This window comes from Stenotrophomonas sp. GL_111 (genome assembly GCF_057835245.1).
This window is the reverse complement of the sequence record NZ_CM174421.1, coordinates 884,520-904,842: the sequence shown is the minus strand read 5'-3', so window position 1 is coordinate 904,842 and position 20,323 is coordinate 884,520. Positions and strand designations below refer to the sequence as shown.

The following is a 20,323-nucleotide window of genomic DNA, read 5'->3' as shown; positions in this document are numbered from 1 at the left end:
AAGTATAGCGCGCATACAACGCGGCGGTCAACAGGGGACCTGTTGACACTGCCTGAATGGCGCGACCCTTCCTGGTCCGGGGAACACGAGGAGCATCCTGCGCCTCTTTTCCCATTTAAGTGCGACCCGATGCCCTACCCAGGCAACATCGGGGCGCAGATTCTAGCAGATTACAGCAGGATCTTGGAGACCACGCCGGCGCCGACGGTACGACCGCCTTCGCGAATCGCGAAGCGCAGGCCTTCATCCATGGCGACCGGGTTGATCAGGGTGACAACCATCTTCACGTTGTCGCCCGGCATGACCATTTCCACGCCTTCCGGCAGTTCAACCGCACCGGTGATGTCGGTGGTACGGAAGTAGAACTGCGGGCGGTAGCCCTTGAAGAACGGGGTGTGACGGCCGCCCTCGTCCTTCGACAGCACGTACACTTCCGAGTCGAACTGGGTGTGCGGCTTGATCGAACCCGGCTTGGCCAGCACCTGGCCACGCTCGACGTCGTCACGCTTGGTGCCGCGCAGCAGCAGACCGGCGTTGTCGCCTGCCTGACCCTGGTCGAGCAGCTTGCGGAACATTTCCACGCCGGTCACGGTGGTCTTCTGGACCGGACGGATACCGACGATTTCGATTTCTTCGCCGACCTTGATGATGCCGCGTTCGATACGACCGGTCACCACGGTGCCGCGGCCCGAGATCGAGAACACGTCTTCGACCGGCATCAGGAATGCCTTGTCCACGTCGCGTTCCGGGGTCGGAATCCAGGTGTCCAGCGCCTCGACCAGCTTGATCACGGCCGGCACGCCGATGTCGCTCTGGTCGCCTTCCAGCGCCAGGCGGGCCGAACCCGAGATGATCGGGGTGTCATCGCCCGGGAAGTCGTACTTGCTCAGCAGTTCGCGGACTTCCATCTCCACCAGCTCGAGCAGCTCGGCGTCGTCCACCATGTCAGCCTTGTTCAGGAAGACAACGATGTACGGCACGCCGACCTGACGCGACAGCAGGATGTGCTCGCGGGTCTGCGGCATCGGGCCGTCAGCAGCCGAACAGACCAGGATCGCGCCGTCCATCTGCGCAGCACCGGTGATCATGTTCTTGACGTAGTCAGCATGGCCCGGGCAATCGACGTGGGCGTAATGACGGTTGGCGGATTCGTATTCGACGTGTGCGGTCGAGATCGTGATGCCACGAGCCTTTTCTTCCGGCGCGGCGTCGATCGCGGAGTAATCCTTGAACTCGCCACCGAAGCGCTCAGCACCGATCTTGGTCAGTGCGGCGGTCAGCGTGGTCTTGCCGTGATCGACGTGACCGATGGTGCCGACGTTGACGTGCGGCTTGGTGCGCTCGAACTTACCCTTTGCCATGGTTGTAACCCTTGAATGTAAGAAAGAAAGAGGTTGAGACCTGAGCTTACGCTCAGGACTTCTTGATCACGGATTCGGCGATGTTGTTCGGCGCCGGCTCGTAGTGGTCGAATTCCATCGTGAACGTTGCGCGACCCTGGGTCTGCGAACGCAGCGAGGTGGCGTAACCGAACATTTCGCCCAGCGGGATCATCGCGTTGATGATGCTGGCCGAACCGTCACCGGTGGTGCTCGAACCCTGCAGCACGCCACGACGGCGGCTGACGTCGCCCATCACGTCACCCTGGTAATCCTCCGGGGTCACGATCTCGACCTTCATGATCGGCTCCAGCAGAACCGGCTTGGCCTTCTGGAAGCCCTGCTTGAAGGCCATCGAGGAGGCCAGCTTGAACGCCATTTCCGAGGAGTCGACGTCATGGTACGAGCCGAACACCAGCTTCACCTTCACGTCCACGACCGGGAAGCCGGCCAGCGGACCGCTGGTGATGGTTTCGCGCAGGCCCTTTTCGATCGACGGAATGAATTCCTTCGGAATCACGCCACCGGTGATGTCGTTGACGAACAGGAAATCATCCTTGATCGCAGCGGACAGCTTCGGATCGGCGCGGTCTTCAGCGGTGATCGGCGACAGCTCGATCACGACGTGACCGTACTGACCCTTACCACCGGACTGCTTGGCGTGCTTGTAGTCCGACTTGACGTCAGCCATCTGGATGGTTTCGCGGTACGCAACCTGCGGCTTGCCGACGTTGGCCTCCACGTTGAACTCGCGCTTCATGCGGTCAACGATGATGTCCAGGTGCAGCTCGCCCATGCCCGAGATGATGGTCTGGCCGGATTCTTCGTCGGTCTTGACGCGGAACGACGGATCTTCCTGAGCCAGACGGCCCAGGGCCAGACCCATCTTTTCCTGGTCGGACTTGGTCTTCGGTTCGACGGCCATCGAGATGACCGGCTCCGGGAACACCATGCGCTCCAGGATGATCGGGTGTTCCTGCGAGCACAGGGTGTCACCGGTGGTGGTGTCCTTCAGACCCACGGCCGCGGCGATGTCACCGGCCAGCACTTCCTTGATCTCTTCGCGATCGTTGGAATGCATCTGCAGGATGCGGCCGATGCGCTCCTTCTTGCCCTTCACCGAGTTCAACAGCTGGTCGCCGGCGTTCAGCGTGCCCGAATAGACACGGAAGAAGGTCAGCGCGCCCACGAACGGGTCGGTGATGATCTTGAAGGCCAGCGCCGAGAACGGCGCCTTGTCATCGGACTTGCGGCTCAGCGCAACGGTTTCGTCATCCACGTCGGTACCGGTCACGTCCGGCACGTCGATCGGCGACGGCAGCAGCTGCACCACGCCGTCCAGCATGGCCTGCACGCCCTTGTTCTTGAACGCGGAACCGCAGTACATCGGCACGATGTCGGTCGCCAGGGTGCGCACGCGCAGGGCTTCGACGATCTCGGCCTCGGTCAGCTCTTCGCCGCCCAGGTACTTTTCCATCAGCTCTTCGCTGGCTTCGGCAGCCGCTTCGATCATGTAGGTGCGGGCCTCTTCGGCCTCCGCCTGCATGTCAGCCGGGATTTCCAGGTACTCGAACTTCATGCCCTGGGAAGCTTCGTCCCAATGGATGGCCTTCATCTTGATGAGGTCGACCACGCCCTTGAAGCCTTCCTCAGCGCCGATCGGCAGCTGCATCGGCACGGCGGTAGCGCCCAGCTTGGCCTTCAGCTGGCCAACGACCTTGGTGAAGTTCGCGCCGGTGCGGTCCATCTTGTTGACGAACGCAATGCGCGGCACCTTGTACCGGTTGGCCTGGCGCCACACGGTTTCCGACTGCGGCTGCACGCCACCGACGGCACACAGCACGAACACCGCGCCATCGAGCACGCGCAGCGAGCGCTCGACTTCGATGGTGAAGTCAACGTGCCCGGGGGTATCGATGATGTTGAAGCGGTGCTCCGGCAGGGACTTGTCCATGCCCTTCCAGAACGCGGTGGTGGCAGCGGACTGGATCGTGATGCCACGCTCCTGCTCCTGCTCCATCCAGTCCATGGTGGCAGCGCCGTCGTGCACTTCACCGATCTTGTGGCTCTTGCCGGTGTAGAACAGGATGCGCTCGGACGTGGTGGTCTTGCCGGCATCGATGTGAGCCATGATGCCGAAGTTGCGGTAACGCTCGATGGGAGTGTTGCGGGCCACGGGAGCCTCTCAATTTCTTGGAATTCGGATGGCCGAACGCCGCCTTTCGGCGGCCTTCGGATTGGCGCGGCACCCCAGGTGCCGCGGGGCGGCACTATTGAGTGCCGCCGTGCCTGTTTTGCAAGGCCGTCAAACTCACCAGCGGTAGTGGGCGAACGCCTTGTTGGCTTCGGCCATACGGTGGGTTTCTTCGCGCTTCTTGATGGCGCCACCACGATTTTCCGAGGCGTCCAGCAGTTCGGCAGCCAGCTTCTTCGGCATGGTGTTCTCACCACGCTTACGCGCGGAGTCGATCAGCCAACGCATTGCCAGCGCCATCTTGCGCGACGAACGCACTTCGACCGGCACCTGGTAGGTGGCACCACCGACACGGCGGGACTTGACTTCGACCGACGGAGCCACGTTTTCCAGAGCCTTCTGAACCAGCTCGACGGAATTCGGGTTCTTCTCACCGATCACGTCCATGGCGCCATAGACGATCTTTTCAGCGACCGACTTCTTGCCGCTCAGCATCACCATGTTGATGAAGCGTGCGATGGTTTCACTTCCGTGCTTCGGATCCGGCAGGACAGAGCGCTGCGGCGTATTACCTTTACGAGACATGTGTGCTTTCCCTTAGCTCTTCGGACGCTTGGCGCCGTACTTGGAACGGCCCTGGCGACGCTTGGCAACGCCGGAGGCGTCCAGCGAGCCACGCACGGTGTGGTAGCGAACGCCCGGGAGATCCTTGACGCGACCGCCACGGATCAGCACCACGGAGTGCTCCTGCAGGTTATGGCCTTCACCACCGATGTAGCTGATGACCTCTTCCTGGTTGGTCAGGCGAACCTTGGCAACCTTGCGGAGTGCCGAGTTCGGCTTCTTCGGGGTGGTGGTGTACACGCGCGTGCAAACGCCACGGCGCTGGGGGCACTTGTCAAGTGCCGGCGAGGCACTCTTATAAGTGGTGGCCTGCCGCGGCTTGCGGACAAGCTGATTGATCGTCGCCATCAGTATGTTCTTCTGAGAGAGGCCAATGAAAAACTGGCCATGAATGCGGAAATGTGCGAGCAGGCGAGAAACCGGCCTGCTGAGACAGACGATTGTAGCAACCTGGCGAAAACGCAGTCAAATGCGCACGCGCCAAGCCAGCCCTGATCCCGGGCCGTTACAGGGGAGCCTTCTCCATGCCCCCCGTTCAGGTTGTCGTCCGACCCCTTTCGAGGCCGGGCGGCATCCTACCTCATCCGCCGCCATCGCGCCAGCGGCGCGGACGGTGGAGTGCGGATCCGGCCAGGGCCGGATCTGCTGATTCTGTGGTCCGGCCCCGAAGAGCCGGACCGGTCGATCACTCGTCGCTGCCCGGAGCCTGTTCAGCTTCGGCCGACGCTGCTTCCACCACGGCCACGTCAGCCACGACCGGGGAACCGGACAGGGTCTGCATTTCCGAATCGGTCAGCCCGGAGGCGTTGCGACGACGGTTGGCGTGGTAGGACAGACCGGTACCGGCCGGGATCAGACGGCCGACGATCACGTTTTCCTTCAGGCCGCGCAGGTTGTCCTTGGTGCCGCGGACGGCCGCCTCGGTCAGCACGCGGGTGGTTTCCTGGAAGGACGCGGCCGAGATGAACGACTCGGTGGCCAGCGATGCCTTGGTGATACCCAGCAGGACCGGATCGAAACGCGCGATCAGTTCGTTGCGGGCATTCAGGCGTGCATTTTCCTCGATCACGCGCTGGCGCTCGGCCTGCTCGCCATTGAGGAACTTGCTGCTGCCCTGGTCGGTGATCTCAACCTTGCGCAGCATCTGGCGGGTGATCACCTCGATGTGCTTGTCGTTGATCTTCACGCCCTGCAGGCGGTACACGTCCTGGATTTCCTTGACCAGGTAGGCCGCCAGCGGTTCGACACCCAGCAGACGCAGGATGTCCTGCGGGCTCGGCTCGCCGTCCACGATGGTTTCGCCCTTGGTCACGTGCTCGCCTTCGAACACGATCACCTGACGGTACTTCGGGATCAGCTCTTCGTGTTCCGAACCATCGGTGTCCTTGATGATCAGGCGCTGCTTGCCCTTGGTGTCCTTACCGAAGCTGATGATGCCCGAACGCTCGGCCAGGATCGCCGGATCCTTCGGCTTGCGGGCTTCGAACAAGTCGGCAACGCGCGGCAGACCACCGGTGATGTCACGGGTCTTGGACGCTTCCTGCGGGATCTTGGCGACCACGTCGCCCACGCCGACGGCGGCGCCGTCCTGCAGGTTGACGATGGAGCGCGGCGGCAGCAGGTACTGGGCCGGCAGATCGGTGTTCGGGATGGTCAGGTCATTGCCCTTGGCATCCACGATACGCACGATCGGACGGAGGTCCTTGGCCTGCGAACCACGACGCTTGGGATCGGTGATTTCACGCGATGCCAGGCCGGTCAGTTCGTCGGTCTTCTCGATGACGGTGACGCCGTCGATGAAGTCGATGAAGCGGATGAAACCCGCCACTTCGGACACGATCGGGTGGTTATGCGGATCCCAGTTGGCCACGGTCTGGCCAGCCTTGACCGAATCAGCGTCCTTGGACGTGATCGTCGCACCGTACGGCAGCTTGTAACGCTCACGCTCACGACCGTGGGCATCGAGCACCGAGATTTCACCCGAGCGCGAGACCGCGACCAGCGAGCCACTGGCGTGGGCCACCGACTTGAGGTTGTTGAACTTGACCGAACCGGTGGTCTTGACGGTGATGTTGTCCACCGCCGCCGCACGCGAAGCCGCACCACCGATGTGGAACGTACGCATGGTCAGCTGGGTACCCGGCTCACCGATCGACTGCGCGGCGATGACGCCGACCGCTTCACCGATGTTGACGATGTGGCCGCGGGCCAGATCGCGGCCGTAGCAATGGGCGCACACACCGAAGGGCGAGGCGCAGGAGATGGTCGAACGGACCTTCACCGACTGCACGCTGGCGTCTTCAAGCTTGGCCACCCACGCTTCGTCCAGCAGCGTGTTGCGGGTCACGATCGGATCTTCGTCGTTGCCCGGCAGGAACACGTCCTCGGCCACGACACGACCCAGCACGCGGTCCTTCAACGGCTCCACGACGTCGCCGCCTTCCACGATCGGGGTCATGGTCAGGCCTTCGGTGGTACCGCAATCCACCTCGGTGATGACCACGTCCTGCGCCACGTCCACCAGACGACGGGTCAGGTAACCCGAGTTGGCGGTCTTCAGCGCGGTATCGGCCAGACCCTTACGGGCACCGTGGGTGGAGTTGAAGTACTCCTGCACGTTCAGGCCTTCACGGAAGTTCGCCTTGATGGGCGTTTCGATGATCGAGCCATCCGGACGCGCCATCAGGCCACGCATACCGGCCAGCTGACGGATCTGCGCCTGGCTACCACGTGCACCGGAGTCGGCCATGATGTACAGCGAGTTCATCGACTTCTGGTCGATGGTCTCGCCCTTGGCGTTGATCACCTTCTCGGTACCAATGGTGTCCATCATCGCCTTGGCGATGCGTTCATTGGTACGCGACCAGATGTCGACCACCTTGTTGTAGCGCTCGCCGGCGGTGACCAGGCCCGACTGGTACTGCTCCTGGATTTCCAGCACTTCGGCTTCGGCCTCGGTGAGGATGCCCTTCTTCTCGTCGGGGATCAGCATGTCGTCGATGCCGATCGACACGCCTGCGCGGGTGGCGTAGGCGAAGCCGGTGTACATCAGCTTGTCGGCGAACACGACCGTGTCCTTCAAGCCCAGCTGACGGTAGCTGGAGTTGATCAGGCGGCTGATGTTCTTCTTGGTCAGCTCGGTGTTGGCCAGCGCGAACGGCAGGCCTTCCGGCAGGATTTCAGCCAGCAGGGCGCGACCGATCGTGGTGTCCACGATCGAGGTCTTGTTCTGCTTGTTGCCGTCTTCGTCGGTCACCACTTCGGTGATGCGGACCTTGACGCGCGCGTGCAGTTCCACCACGCGGTTGTCGTAGGCACGCTTCACTTCGGCGATGTTGGCGAAGGCCATGCCCTCGCCCTTCTTGTTTTCCAGCGAGCGGGTCATGTAGTACAGACCCAGCACGACGTCCTGCGACGGCACGATGATCGGCTCGCCGTTGGCCGGCGACAGGATGTTGTTGGTGGACATCATCAGCGCACGCGCTTCCAGCTGGGCTTCCAGCGAGAGCGGCACGTGGACGGCCATCTGGTCACCGTCGAAGTCGGCGTTGAACGCGGTGCAGACCAGCGGGTGCAGCTGGATGGCCTTGCCTTCGATCAGGACCGGCTCGAACGCCTGGATGCCCAGACGGTGCAGGGTCGGCGCACGGTTCAACATCACCGGATGCTCGCGGATGACCTCTTCCAGGATGTCCCAGACTTCGGCTTCTTCGCGCTCGACCAGCTTCTTGGCGGCCTTGATGGTGGTGGCCAGGCCACGACGCTGCAGCTTGGCGAACACGAACGGCTTGAACAGTTCCAGCGCCATCTTCTTCGGCAGGCCGCACTGGTGCAGGCGCAGGTACGGACCGACCACGATGACCGAACGGCCCGAGTAGTCCACGCGCTTGCCCAGCAGGTTCTGACGGAAGCGACCCTGCTTGCCCTTGATCATGTCGGCCAGCGACTTCAGCGGGCGCTTGTTGGTGCCGGTGATGGCACGGCCGCGACGGCCGTTGTCCAGCAGCGCATCGACCGATTCCTGCAGCATGCGCTTTTCATTGCGCACGATGATGTCCGGCGCGTTCAGCTCAAGCAGGCGGCGCAGGCGGTTGTTGCGGTTGATGACGCGGCGGTACAGATCGTTCAGGTCGGAGGTCGCAAAGCGGCCACCGTCCAGCGGCACCAGCGGACGCAGGTCCGGCGGCAGCACCGGCAGCACGGTCATGACCATCCACTCCGGACGGTTGCCCGACTCGAGGAAGGCTTCGACCAGCTTGATGCGCTTGGTGAGGCGCTTGAGCTTGGTTTCCGAACCGGTGCTGGCGATTTCTTCGCGCAGGCGGGTCATTTCCGACTGCAGGTCGATGGTGCGCAGCAGTTCGTACACGGCCTCGGCGCCCATGGCGGCATCGAAGTCGTCGCCGTGTTCCTGGCGTGCCTGCAGGTACTGTTCTTCGGTCAGCAGCTGGCGGCGTTCCAGGGCGGTCAGGCCCGGCTCGGTCACCACGTAGGCTTCGAAGTACAGCACGCGCTCGATGTCACGCAGGGTCATGTCCAGCATCAGGCCGATGCGCGACGGCAGCGACTTGAGGAACCAGATGTGCGCGACCGGCGATGCCAGGTCGATGTGGCCCATGCGCTCGCGACGGACCTTGGCCAGGGTGACTTCGGTGCCGCACTTTTCGCACACGACACCGCGGTGCTTCATGCGCTTGTACTTGCCGCACAGGCACTCGTAGTCCTTGACCGGCCCGAAGATGGCGGCGCAGAACAGGCCGTCACGCTCCGGCTTGAAGGTACGGTAGTTGATGGTTTCCGGCTTCTTCACTTCGCCGAAGGACCACGAACGGATCAGGTCCGGCGAGGCCAGCGCGATCTTGATCGCGTCGAAGTCCAGCGTCTGGCGCTGCTGGTTGAAGAGGTTCAGCAAGTCTTTCATGGTGTTTCTCCGAAAGGAGGAAATCTTGTCGATGGGCTGTCAGCGAACAAACGGGTGGCGCGGCTGCCGGGGCAGCCGCGCCTGCGCCATCAGTTGTCTTCCAGTTCCATGTTGATGGCCAGCGAGCGGATTTCCTTCACGAGAACGTTGAAGGATTCCGGCATGCCCGCGACCATCTCGTGCTCACCGTCGACGATGTTCTTGTACATCTGGTTACGGCCCTGCACGTCATCGGACTTCACCGTCAGCATTTCCTGCAGGGTGTAGGCCGCGCCGTAGGCTTCCAGCGCCCAGACTTCCATTTCACCGAAGCGCTGGCCACCGAACTGCGCCTTGCCGCCCAGCGGCTGCTGGGTAACGAGCGAGTACGGACCGGTCGAACGGGCGTGCATCTTGTCGTCGACCAGGTGGTTCAGCTTCAGGTAGTGCATGTAGCCCACGGTGGTGTGGCGATCGAATGCCTCACCGGTACGGCCGTCATACAGCTGGGTCTGGCCGCTCAGCGGCAGGTCGGCCAGAGCAAGCATGTGCTTGATCTCGGCTTCGGTGGCACCGTCGAACACCGGGGTGGCCATCGGCACGCCGTCGGTCAGGTTGCCGGCCAGGCGCAGCAGCTCCTCGTCACTGAACTGGGTCAGGTCGACGTGGTTGGCGTGCTGGGTCTTGTCGTGGTTGTAGACATCGTCCAGGAACTTGCGCAGGTCGGTGATCGCGGCCTGAGCCTCGAGCATGCCCTGGATCTTGCGGCCCAGGCCCTTGGCGGCCCAGCCCAGATGCACTTCCAGGATCTGGCCGATGTTCATACGCGACGGCACGCCCAGCGGGTTCAGCACGATGTCCACGGTTTCGCCCGACGCCATGTACGGCATGTCTTCGACCGGCACCACGTTGGAGACCACACCCTTGTTGCCGTGGCGGCCTGCCATCTTGTCGCCCGGCTGGATGCGGCGCTTCACGGCCAGGAACACCTTGACCATCTTGAGCACGCCCGGGGCGAGGTCGTCGCCGGCGGTGATCTTGCCGCGCTTGTCAGCGAAGCGACGCTCGAATTCCTTCTCGTGCGCCTGGATCTGCTTCTGTGCACGCTCGATGGCTTCGGAGGCGTCGTCGTCCTTCATGCGCAGCACGAACCAGTCCGCCTTCTTCAGGCCGTCCAGGTAGGCGTCGGTGACGCTGTCGCCCTTCTTCAGGCCGGCACCGCCGTTGACCACCTTGCCCACGATCTGCGAGCGCAGACGTGCGTAGATGGCGGCTTCAAGGATGCGGAACTGGTCGTCGAAGTCCTTCTTGACGCGCTTGATCTCGCTTTCCTCGATCTGGCGCGCACGCTTGTCCTTCTCGATGCCGTCACGGGTGAAGACCTGCACGTCGATGACGGTGCCGTCCATGCCCGGCGGCACGCGCAGCGAGCTGTCCTTCACGTCCGACGCCTTCTCGCCGAAGATCGCGCGCAGCAGCTTCTCTTCCGGGGTCAGCTGGCTTTCGCCCTTCGGGGTGACCTTGCCGACCATGATGTCGCCGGCACGCACTTCGGCGCCGATGTACACCACGCCGGACTCGTCCAGTCGGTTCAACGCCTGCTCGGACACGTTCGGGATGTCGGCGGAAATTTCCTCCGGCCCCAGCTTGGTGTCACGCGCAACGCAGGTCAGCTCTTCGATGTGGATCGTGGTGTAACGATCCTCTTCCACCACGCGCTCGGAAAGCAGGATGGAGTCTTCGAAGTTGTAGCCGTTCCACGGCATGAAGGCGATCAGCATGTTCTGGCCCAGGGCCAGTTCGCCGATGTCGGTGGACGGACCGTCAGCCAGCACGTCGCCACGCGCCACCACGTCACCCACTTCCACCAGCGGACGCTGGTTGATGCAGGTGTTCTGGTTGGAACGGGTGTACTTGATCAGGTTGTAGATATCCACGCCGGCGTCGGTGGCGTCGGTGATCTCGGCTTCGTTGACCTTGACCACGATGCGGCCAGCGTCGATCTGCACGATATCGCCGCCACGACGGGCGTTCACGGTCACACCGGAGTCACGGGCCACGGCGCGTTCGATACCGGTACCCACCAGCGGCTTCTGCGCACGCAGGGTCGGCACGGCCTGGCGCTGCATGTTGGCGCCCATCAGTGCACGGTTTGCGTCATCGTGCTCCAGGAATGGGACCAGCGCGGCTGCGATGGACACGGTCTGCATCGGCGAGACGTCCATGAAGTGGACTTCCGCCGGCGGCTTGAGCAGCGATTCACCCTGGAAGCGGCACGGCACGAACTGCTCGGTGAGCATGCTCTTTGCATCGGTCAGGGCGTTGGCCTGGGCGATGACGTACTCGTTTTCCTCGATCGCCGACAGGAACTCGATCTCGTCGGAGACCTTGCCGTCTGCCACCTTGCGGTACGGGGTTTCCAGGAAGCCGTACTGGTTGGTGCGGGCGTACACGGCCAGCGAGTTGATCAGGCCGATGTTCGGGCCTTCCGGGGTTTCGATGGTGCAGACGCGGCCGTAATGGGTCGGATGGACGTCGCGCACTTCGAAGCCGGCGCGCTCACGGGTCAGACCGCCCGGGCCCAGGGCCGAGACACGACGCTTGTGGGTCACTTCCGACAGCGGGTTGTTCTGATCCATGAACTGGGACAGCTGCGAGGAGCCGAAGAACTCCTTGATGGCAGCGGCGACCGGCTTGGCGTTGATCAGCTCCTGCGGGGTCAGGCCTTCGGACTCTGCCATCGACAGACGTTCCTTGACCGCGCGCTCGACGCGGACCAGGCCCACGCGGAACACGTTCTCGGCCATTTCACCGACCGAACGCACGCGACGGTTGCCCAGGTGATCGATGTCATCGACCACGCCGCGACCGTTGCGGATCTCGGTCAGGACCTTGATCACTTCCAGGATGTCGGAGGTGTCACCCAGCTCGGAGACCAGGCGCTTGGACTCTTCGTCGTTGCGCTCGCCGAAATACTTGCGGTCGTACAGCACGGCTTCGCCGGTGACAGCCTTGCGGCCGACACGACGGTTGAACTTCATACGGCCGACCGTGGACAGGTCGTAGCGCTCGAAGGTGAAGAACAGGTTGTGGAACAGGTTCTGCGCGGCATCCTTGGTCGGCGGCTCGCCCGGACGCATCATGCGGTAGATTTCGACCAGAGCTTCGAGCTGGGTCTTGGTCGGATCGATGCGCAGGGTGTTGGACAGGTACGGGCCACGATCCAGGTCGTTCACCCACAGGGTGCCCACGGCATCGACGCCGGCCTTGCGGAAGGCCTGCAGCTGTTCGTCGGTGATTTCGTCGTTGGCCTGGGCCAGCAGCTCACCGGTGTTGGCGTCGACGACGTCGTGCGACAGGATGCGGCCGACGATGTAATCGTCCGGCACGGCCAGGGCGGCAATGCCCGAGGCTTCCAGCTGCTTGACGTGGCGCGCGGTGATGCGCTTGCCGGCTTCGACGATGACCTTGTCGCCGTCGGCCAGGTCGAAGTTCAGGGTCTCGCCGCGCAGACGCTCGGCCACCAGTTCGAGCTGCACGCCCTCATCAGGATTGATGTGGAAGGTGTTGATCTCGAAGAACTCGGCCAGCATTTCTTCATTGCTGTAACCCAGCGCACGCAGCAGGATCGACACCGGCAGCTTGCGGCGACGATCGATACGGGTGAACAGGGCGTCCTTCGGGTCGAACTCGAAGTCCAGCCAGGAGCCGCGGTACGGAATGATGCGGGCGCTGTACAGCAGCTTGCCCGAGCTGTGGGTCTTGCCACGGTCGTGGTCGAAGAACACGCCCGGCGAACGGTGCAGCTGCGACACGATGACGCGCTCGGTACCGTTGACGATGAAGGTGCCGTTGTCGGTCATCAGCGGGATTTCGCCGAGATAGACCTCCTGCTCCTTCACGTACTTGATGGCCTTGGTCGACGACTCGCGGTCGTAGATCACCAGGCGCACGGTCACGCGCAGCGGCGCGCCGTAGCTCATGCCGCGCTGGCGGCACTCGCGCTCGTCGAACACAGGGTCGCCAAGCTTGTAGCCGACGTATTCCAGCGCAGCGTTGCCGCTGTAGCTGGCGATCGGGAACACCGACTTCAGGGCCGCGTGCAGGCCGAGATCACGGCGCTTGGCCGGATCCACGTTTTCCTGCAGGAATTCGCGATAGGAATCCACCTGGATGGCGAGCAGGAAAGGCACTTCGAGGATCGAGCGCTGCTTGCCGAAATCCTTGCGGATACGCTTCTTTTCGGTGAACGAATATGACGTCATGGGGTCTCACCTTGGCTGTGCGGGCCGCCGTACAGGCGCGGCCCGAAGGGAACATGAAAATTGTCAGTTGGAAGTCGCTGGTATTGCCGGCACCAGCACGCCTTCTCCCGCTACTTCCAACTGCCAACTCGTCTGCATCCACTACCCTGCCGGCGCGCCTTGGGCGCTGCTGTTACAGAGCATGACCGCAGCCCGTGTTGGGCTTTACATCGGGTGTTGCGTGAAACGACCAAAGGCCGGGGGCTTACGCCCCCAGCCTTGGCTGCATCGCCGTGATTCGGTGGCGAGGCAAGGAACTGCTTACTTGACTTCGACAGTCGCGCCAGCAGCTTCCAGGTCCTTCTTGAACTTGGCAGCGTCGTCCTTCGAAGCGGCTTCCTTGATCATGCCGCCAGCTTCAGCCAGATCCTTCGCTTCCTTCAGGCCCAGGCCGGTGATGGCGCGGACAGCCTTGATGACTTCGACCTTCTTCTCGCCGGCCGACTTCAGGATGACGTCGAATTCGGTCTGCTCTTCAACCACGGCAGCCGGGCCAGCCGGACCAGCAGCGGCGACCGGAGCAGCGGCGGAAACGCCGAACTTCTCTTCGATGGCCTTGACCAGCTCCATCACTTCCATCAGGGACTTCTCGGCGATTGCGTCGACGATCTGTTCGTTGGTAAGGGACATTTTGATTACCTTTGGATAATTTTCTGGGTTGAGGTTCCGTCAGGAACCACGGAAACGTCGACTCAGGCGGTCTCGGCGACCGGCTCGGCAGCGTCGGCGGGGGCTTCATCGCCACCACCCTGCTTGTCGGCCACGGCCTTGACGGCACGGGCGAACATCGTGGCCGGCTCGGCCAGGACGCGGGCCAGCATGGCCAGAGCCTGATCACGGGTCGGCAGCGAGGCCAGCACGTCGACATGGCCAGCCGGGAACAGTTCCCCGCCGATGGCCACGACCTTTGCCTGCAGCTTGTCGTTGGTCTTGGCAAAATCCTTGATCAGGCGACCGGCTGCGCCGGGCTCCTCGAGCGAGAACGCGTACAGCAGCGGACCGACGAGTGCGTCTTTGGCGCATTCGTATTCGGTGCCTTCCACTGCACGTGCCGCCAGCGTGTTCTTGACAACTTTCAAGAAAACGCCGGTTTCGCGTGCCTGCTTGCGCATCGCGGTCATCTGGGAGACCGTGGTGCCAGCGTATTCGGCTGCGATCAAGGAGTGAGCCTTGGCGGCAACGTCTGCCAGCTCCGCGACTACTTCTTGCTTCTGGGACAGATTGAGAGCCATTGCACTCCTCCAATTGAACTCCGCTTACGGCTCCTGCCGTGTGCGGTCCTGGGCGGCATCCGTCCTGGACGCCGGGAACATCAGGTGATGTTCCAAGGGTGGGCCGTTCTAGACCTGGATGGCCAACCTGGGTAAACCCAGACGTGCGTAAACCAGAAAAACTCCAGAAGGGCACCATCTACGCAGGGTGATTCCCGAGGGAACCGATTAAGCGGTCGGTACTGCGCCGGCGGCGACTCCTTGCCAATGCGAGCATCCGTGCCCGTCGCCGGTATGTACTGACCGCGCCTGCGGTCTTTGACGGCTATCTCCGCAGGGCGAGCCCCACTCGGATTGCCTTCAAAATTCACGGGTACCGGACCGAAGCCCGGCACCCGCTTCAAACAATTACTTCAGGGTCAGCGACGACTGGTCGACGGTGACGCCCGGGCCCATCGTCGAGCTGACCGAAACCTTCTGCAGGTAGGTGCCCTTCGAGGTAGCCGGCTTGGCCTTGATCAGGTCCATCAGCAGCGCCTGCAGGTTCGACTTCAGCGCGTCTTCGGCGAAGTCGGCCTTGCCGATGGTGCAATGGATGATGCCGGCCTTGTCGGTGCGGTAACGCACCTGACCCGACTTGGCATTCTTGACGGCTTCGCCCGGGTTGGCCGACACGGTGCCGACCTTCGGGTTCGGCATCAGGCCGCGCGGGCCGAGCACGGTGCCCAGCTTACCCACGACGCGCATGGCGTCCGGGGTGGCGATGACGACGTCGTAGTTCAGATCGCCGGCCTGCATCTTCTCGGCCAGGTCTTCCATACCAACGGCTTCGGCGCCAGCAGCCAGGGCTTCGTCAGCCTTGGCACCGGCCGGAGCGAAGACGGCAACGCGCACGCTCTTGCCGGTACCGGCCGGCAGCACGGTGGAACCGCGCACCTGCTGGTCGGACTTCTTGGCGTCCACGCCCAGGCGCACAGCAACGTCGAAGGACTCGACGAACTTGGCCTTGGTAGCGGTCTTCAGGATCTTGATTGCGTCCTCGAAGGCATATGCCTTACCCGGGACGACGGCGGCCTTGATGGCCTTCTCACGCTTGGTCTGTGCCATCTTCTTAACCCTCCACCACGAGGCCCATGGAACGGGCAGAACCGGCAATCGTGCGCACCGCGGCGTCCAGGTCGGCGGCCGTCAGGTCGGCTTCCTTGGTCTTGGCGATTTCTTCCAGCTGCTTACGGGTCACCTTGCCCACCTTGTCGGTGTTCGGGCGCTTGGAGCCCGAGGAGATGCCAGCAGCCTTCTTGAGCAGCACGGCAGCCGGGGTGCTCTTGGTGATGAAGGTGAAGGTACGGTCCGAATAGGCCGTGATGATCACCGGCACCGGCAGACCCGGTTCCTGCTTCTGCGTGGCGGCATTGAAGGCCTTGCAGAATTCCATGATGTTCAGGCCGCGCTGACCCAGCGCAGGACCGACCGGCGGCGAGGGGTTGGCCTGACCGGCCTTGACCTGCAGCTTGATATAACCGACAACTTTCTTTGCCATGTGAGTATCTCTCCGGGTGCTAGCGCCTTACGACAACAGGCTCCCCATCGGACCGGGAATCACGCGTCCCGGCATCGCGTTTTGAAATCATGCCGAAGGCCACCTTGCGGTGGCCCTGGTTTTTGCCAGCTTCCTGGCAGGAAGCCGCGCACTATATCAGCTTTTTCCGGGCACTGCCCGAGGCGAATCTGAACGCAGCCGACCAGGCTCCGGGCGGCCGCCCGGAACCCTACAGCCGCAAGGCTCAGACGGCCTTTTCGACCTGGCCGAACTCGAGCTCGACCGGGGTGGCACGACCGAAGATCAGCACCGAGACGCGCAGACGGCTCTTCTCGTAGTTGACTTCTTCGACGACGCCATTGAAGTCGTTGAACGGGCCTTCGGTGACACGGACCATCTGGCCCGGCTCGAACAGCACCTTCGGACGCGGCTTCTCGACACCTTCCTGAACGCGGTCCAGGATGGCGGCAGCCTCTTCGTCACGGATCGGCAACGGACGGTCGGCGGTGCCGCCGATGAAGCCCATCACCTTGGAGGTGTCCTTGACCAGATGCCAGCTTTCGTTGTCGATGCGCGGGATGCCGTTTTCTTCGTGGGTCTCGATCTGGACCAGCACGTAACCCGGGAAGAACTTGCGCTCGGAACGGCGCTTCTGGCCGGAGCGCATCTCGACCACTTCCTCGGTCGGGACCAGGACATCACCGAAGCGCTCCTGCATCTCGTCACGCACGATGCGATCGCGCAGAGCCTGCGCAACCGACTTTTCGAAGCCCGAATAGGCGTGAACGACGTACCAACGCTTCACTGGTTTCTCCTTATCGACCCAGGAATGCCTGGATCGCTTTCTGAATCACGAAGTCAAATCCGCCCAGCAGCAAGCTGAGGATGATCACGACCACGACCACCACCCAGGTCATGCGGATGGCTTCCTGGCGAGTCGGCCAGACCACCTTGCGCAGTTCGAAACGCGATTCGGACAGGAACTCACGCGTGTCGCGACCCTTGCCGGTCAGCAGGAACACGCCAGCGCCGGCCACCAGGCCAACGACAACGGCCAGACCGCGCAGCGGACCGGCCCAGGCACTTTGGGACGCATGCTCAGGAGCACCGAACCAGTACCAAGCAAAGAGACCTGCCAGCACCAGAATGGCTGCGGCAACGTACTTGACGAAATCACCTCCGTTGGAGGTGTTGTCCTTGGAATGCTCGATCTTGCTATTCATCCGGCTCTGGCTGCTGAGGCGGCATGACACGGCCGCGGGGAGGGAGAAGTGGCACGCCAGGAGGGACTCGAACCCCCAACCTGCGGTTTTGGAGACCGCTGCTCTGCCAATTGAGCTACTGGCGTACTGAAAAACTTGCCTTCCCTTAGACGGCGAAGGCGGACCGAGGTTCCCGGCCCGCCACTCGCGAGACCGGCAGCGCTAAACAACCGCCGGTGGTGAAATCTTACAGCAGGATCTTGGAGACCACGCCGGCGCCGACGGTACGACCGCCTTCGCGAATTGCGAAGCGCAGGCCTTCATCCATGGCGACCGGGTTGATCAGGGTGACAACCATCTTCACGTTGTCGCCCGGCATGACCATTTCCACGCCTTCCGGCAGTTCAACCGCACCGGTGATGTCGGTGGTACGGAAGTAGAACTGCGGGCGGTAGCCCTTGAAGAACGGGGTGTGACGGCCGCCCTCGTCCTTCGACAGCACGTACACTTCCGAGTCGAACTGGGTGTGCGGCTTGATCGAACCCGGCTTGGCCAGCACCTGGCCACGCTCGACGTCGTCACGCTTGGTGCCGCGCAGCAGCAGACCGGCGTTGTCGCCTGCCTGACCCTGGTCGAGCAGCTTGCGGAACATTTCCACGCCGGTCACGGTGGTCTTCTGGACCGGACGGATACCGACGATTTCGATTTCTTCGCCGACCTTGATGATGCCGCGTTCGATACGACCGGTCACCACGGTGCCGCGGCCCGAGATCGAGAACACGTCTTCGACCGGCATCAGGAATGCCTTGTCCACGTCGCGTTCCGGGGTCGGAATCCAGGTGTCCAGCGCCTCGACCAGCTTGATCACGGCCGGCACGCCGATGTCGCTCTGGTCGCCTTCCAGCGCCAGGCGGGCCGAACCCGAGATGATCGGGGTGTCATCGCCCGGGAAGTCGTACTTGCTCAGCAGTTCGCGGACTTCCATCTCCACCAGCTCGAGCAGCTCGGCGTCGTCCACCATGTCAGCCTTGTTCAGGAAGACAACGATGTACGGCACGCCGACCTGACGCGACAGCAGGATGTGCTCGCGGGTCTGCGGCATCGGGCCGTCAGCAGCCGAACAGACCAGGATCGCGCCGTCCATCTGCGCAGCACCGGTGATCATGTTCTTGACGTAGTCAGCATGGCCCGGGCAATCGACGTGGGCGTAATGACGGTTGGCGGATTCGTATTCGACGTGTGCGGTCGAGATCGTGATGCCACGAGCCTTTTCTTCCGGCGCGGCGTCGATCGCGGAGTAATCCTTGAACTCGCCACCGAAGCGCTCAGCACCGATCTTGGTCAGTGCGGCGGTCAGCGTGGTCTTGCCGTGGTCGACGTGACCGATGGTGCCGACGTTGACGTGCGGCTTGGTGCGCTCGAACTTACCCTTGGCCATGGCTGCTTATCTCGAAATCGTCTGAATGGTGGCACTTAGATGGTGCTCACGAAAGGAATCGAACCTTCGACCTCCTCCTTACCAAGGAGGTGCTCTACCGACTGAGCTACGTGAGCGAGTTTTGAATTATGGCACGAATTTGAATATATTCAAACTCATTCAATGGAGCGGGAGACGGGGATCGAACCCGCACCATCAGCTTGGAAGGCTGAGGTTCTACCATTGAACTACTCCCGCATCGGAAGCTCTTGCCACAACATGAAACTGGTGGAGGGAGGTGGATTCGAACCACCGAAGGCGTAAGCCAGCAGATTTACAGTCTGCCCCCGTTGGCCGCTTGGGTATCCCTCCTTACCACCCTGTCCTTGGCGCCGAAGCGTTTTCGGTGTGGGGTGGAAGAGCCGTGAATTTTGGGGGTGAATGCGGGTTCTGTCAACAACCTTTTTCAACTTTTTCACACGAAGTTGCATTCGCCCCGCCAGCACGGGCTATTGGCCGGGAAGTGCCAGGGTTTCGTCGGCGAAGATCGCCACGTGCGGCACGCCGTCGGCACCGATCCAGCCGCGATACATGCCCTGGGTGTTGAACGGCGTGGCAGCGCGGCCGTCGGCGGACAGCACGATCGCCCCGCCATCGCCGCCCAATGCCGGAATCCGTTCGTTGATGACCGCACGCCCTGCCTCTTCCGGGCCCTGCTTGAGGTAGGCCATGCGCGCGCAGATGTCGTGTGCGGCGGCGGTGCGGATGTAGTACTCGCCCCAACCGGTGCCGGACACCGCGCAGGTGGCATTGGCATAGGTGCCGGCGCCGATGATCGGCGAATCACCGACCCGCCCGTAGCGCTTGTTGGTCATGCCGCCGGTGGAGGTGCCCGCAGCGAGATGGCCCTGCGCATCCAGCGCGACCGCGCCGACGGTGCCGAAGTGGCGTGCGGTCTCCAGGTCGGTGTGGGCCTGGCCGCTGGCTTCTTCCTTGAGCGCCTTCTGCAGCTGCTGCCAGCGTTTGTCGGTGCGGAAGTAGGACGGATCGACCAGGCTGATGCCCTGGCTGACGGCGAAGGCCTCGGCGCCCTGCCCCACCATCATCACGTGCGGCGAGCGCTGCATCACCGCCTCGGCCAGCTGGATCGGGTTGCGCACGCGCTGCACGCCGGCCACGGCACCGGCCTTGAGGGTGGCGCCGTCCATCAGCGAGGCATCCAGCTCATTGCGCCCGTCGTGGGTGAACACCGCGCCCTTGCCCGCGTTGAAGCTCGGATCGTCCTCCAGCACGGTGATTGCCGCGGTGACCGCCTGCAGCGCCGGTTTACCCGCTGCCAGCGCCGCGTGCCCCTGCAGCAGCGCCTGGCGCAGCGCGGCGCGCGCGGCCTTCTCTTCGGCAGGCGACAGATCCTTGCGCTCGACCCCGGCGCCGCCATGGATCACCAGAACCGGTGCGGCCGCGTGGGCCAGCGGGCTCAACAGCAGCAGCGACAACAACAAGCCAGGGCGACGCATCATCGGCAGGTACCGTCAGAGGAAGGCGGCCATCA

General features: G+C 62.9%; 14 protein-coding genes and 4 tRNA genes. All 18 read right to left on the bottom strand.

Annotated elements, in window-relative coordinates; translation table 11 throughout:
- Window positions 1-170 precede the first annotated feature (170 nt).
- The 18 genes from tuf (AC3IPM_RS04005) to AC3IPM_RS03920 all read right to left on the bottom strand — a co-directional run bounded on the left by tuf (AC3IPM_RS04005) (window position 171) and on the right by AC3IPM_RS03920 (window position 20,291).
- The gene (gene tuf / locus AC3IPM_RS04005; RefSeq protein WP_489302643.1) at window positions 171-1,361 is read right to left on the bottom strand and encodes an elongation factor Tu; all 1,191 of its coding nucleotides are present in this window, start codon (window positions 1,359-1,361) and stop codon (window positions 171-173) included.
- A gap of 52 nt (window positions 1,362-1,413) precedes the next feature.
- Window positions 1,414-3,555, bottom strand: coding sequence for an elongation factor G (gene fusA, locus AC3IPM_RS04000; protein ID WP_489302651.1), 2,142 nt, complete (start codon window positions 3,553-3,555; stop codon window positions 1,414-1,416).
- A 135-nt stretch (window positions 3,556-3,690) separates the two neighbouring features.
- Complete coding sequence (gene rpsG, locus AC3IPM_RS03995) at window positions 3,691-4,158, bottom strand: 30S ribosomal protein S7 (protein WP_019186122.1); 468 nt, start codon at window positions 4,156-4,158, stop codon at window positions 3,691-3,693.
- A gap of 12 nt (window positions 4,159-4,170) precedes the next feature.
- Window positions 4,171-4,545: a 30S ribosomal protein S12 gene (gene rpsL, locus AC3IPM_RS03990; RefSeq protein WP_017356008.1), complete on the bottom strand. Its 375-nt coding sequence runs from the start codon at window positions 4,543-4,545 to the stop codon at window positions 4,171-4,173.
- A gap of 337 nt (window positions 4,546-4,882) precedes the next feature.
- A complete protein-coding gene (gene rpoC / locus AC3IPM_RS03985) occupies window positions 4,883-9,118 on the bottom strand; it encodes a DNA-directed RNA polymerase subunit beta' (protein ID WP_489302649.1) in 4,236 nt (1,411 codons plus the stop codon).
- A gap of 89 nt (window positions 9,119-9,207) precedes the next feature.
- Window positions 9,208-13,362: a DNA-directed RNA polymerase subunit beta gene (rpoB, locus tag AC3IPM_RS03980; protein WP_489302648.1), complete on the bottom strand. Its 4,155-nt coding sequence runs from the start codon at window positions 13,360-13,362 to the stop codon at window positions 9,208-9,210.
- Window positions 13,363-13,662: 300 nt separating this feature from the next.
- A complete protein-coding gene (gene rplL / locus AC3IPM_RS03975; RefSeq protein ID WP_489294176.1) occupies window positions 13,663-14,031 on the bottom strand; it encodes a 50S ribosomal protein L7/L12 in 369 nt (122 codons plus the stop codon).
- Window positions 14,032-14,093: 62 nt separating this feature from the next.
- Window positions 14,094-14,633 carry a 50S ribosomal protein L10 gene (gene rplJ / locus AC3IPM_RS03970; protein WP_489302646.1) on the bottom strand — a complete coding sequence of 180 codons (540 nt, stop codon included), beginning with the start codon at window positions 14,631-14,633 and terminating at the stop codon, window positions 14,094-14,096.
- A 387-nt stretch (window positions 14,634-15,020) separates the two neighbouring features.
- Window positions 15,021-15,719: a 50S ribosomal protein L1 gene (gene rplA / locus AC3IPM_RS03965; RefSeq protein ID WP_489302645.1), complete on the bottom strand. Its 699-nt coding sequence runs from the start codon at window positions 15,717-15,719 to the stop codon at window positions 15,021-15,023.
- A 4-nt stretch (window positions 15,720-15,723) separates the two neighbouring features.
- Window positions 15,724-16,152: a 50S ribosomal protein L11 gene (gene rplK, locus AC3IPM_RS03960; RefSeq protein ID WP_332809678.1), complete on the bottom strand. Its 429-nt coding sequence runs from the start codon at window positions 16,150-16,152 to the stop codon at window positions 15,724-15,726.
- A 244-nt stretch (window positions 16,153-16,396) separates the two neighbouring features.
- On the bottom strand, window positions 16,397-16,957 hold the full coding sequence (gene nusG, locus AC3IPM_RS03955; RefSeq protein WP_017356001.1) for a transcription termination/antitermination protein NusG: 561 nt from the start codon (window positions 16,955-16,957) through the stop codon (window positions 16,397-16,399).
- A gap of 10 nt (window positions 16,958-16,967) precedes the next feature.
- Complete coding sequence (gene secE, locus AC3IPM_RS03950; protein ID WP_489302644.1) at window positions 16,968-17,375, bottom strand: preprotein translocase subunit SecE; 408 nt, start codon at window positions 17,373-17,375, stop codon at window positions 16,968-16,970.
- 49 nt (window positions 17,376-17,424) lie between these two features.
- Window positions 17,425-17,500 (bottom strand) — tRNA-Trp (locus tag AC3IPM_RS03945).
- A 101-nt stretch (window positions 17,501-17,601) separates the two neighbouring features.
- The gene (gene tuf / locus AC3IPM_RS03940) at window positions 17,602-18,792 is read right to left on the bottom strand and encodes an elongation factor Tu (protein WP_489302643.1); all 1,191 of its coding nucleotides are present in this window, start codon (window positions 18,790-18,792) and stop codon (window positions 17,602-17,604) included.
- 40 nt (window positions 18,793-18,832) lie between these two features.
- Window positions 18,833-18,908: transfer RNA gene (locus AC3IPM_RS03935), tRNA-Thr, on the bottom strand.
- A gap of 47 nt (window positions 18,909-18,955) precedes the next feature.
- Window positions 18,956-19,029, bottom strand: a tRNA-Gly gene (locus AC3IPM_RS03930).
- A 28-nt stretch (window positions 19,030-19,057) separates the two neighbouring features.
- Window positions 19,058-19,143 (bottom strand) — tRNA-Tyr (locus AC3IPM_RS03925).
- A gap of 137 nt (window positions 19,144-19,280) precedes the next feature.
- Window positions 19,281-20,291 (bottom strand): isoaspartyl peptidase/L-asparaginase family protein, encoded by a 1,011-nt coding sequence (locus tag AC3IPM_RS03920; RefSeq protein ID WP_489302642.1) that lies wholly within the window; start codon window positions 20,289-20,291, stop codon window positions 19,281-19,283.
- Window positions 20,292-20,323: the final 32 nt, after the last annotated feature.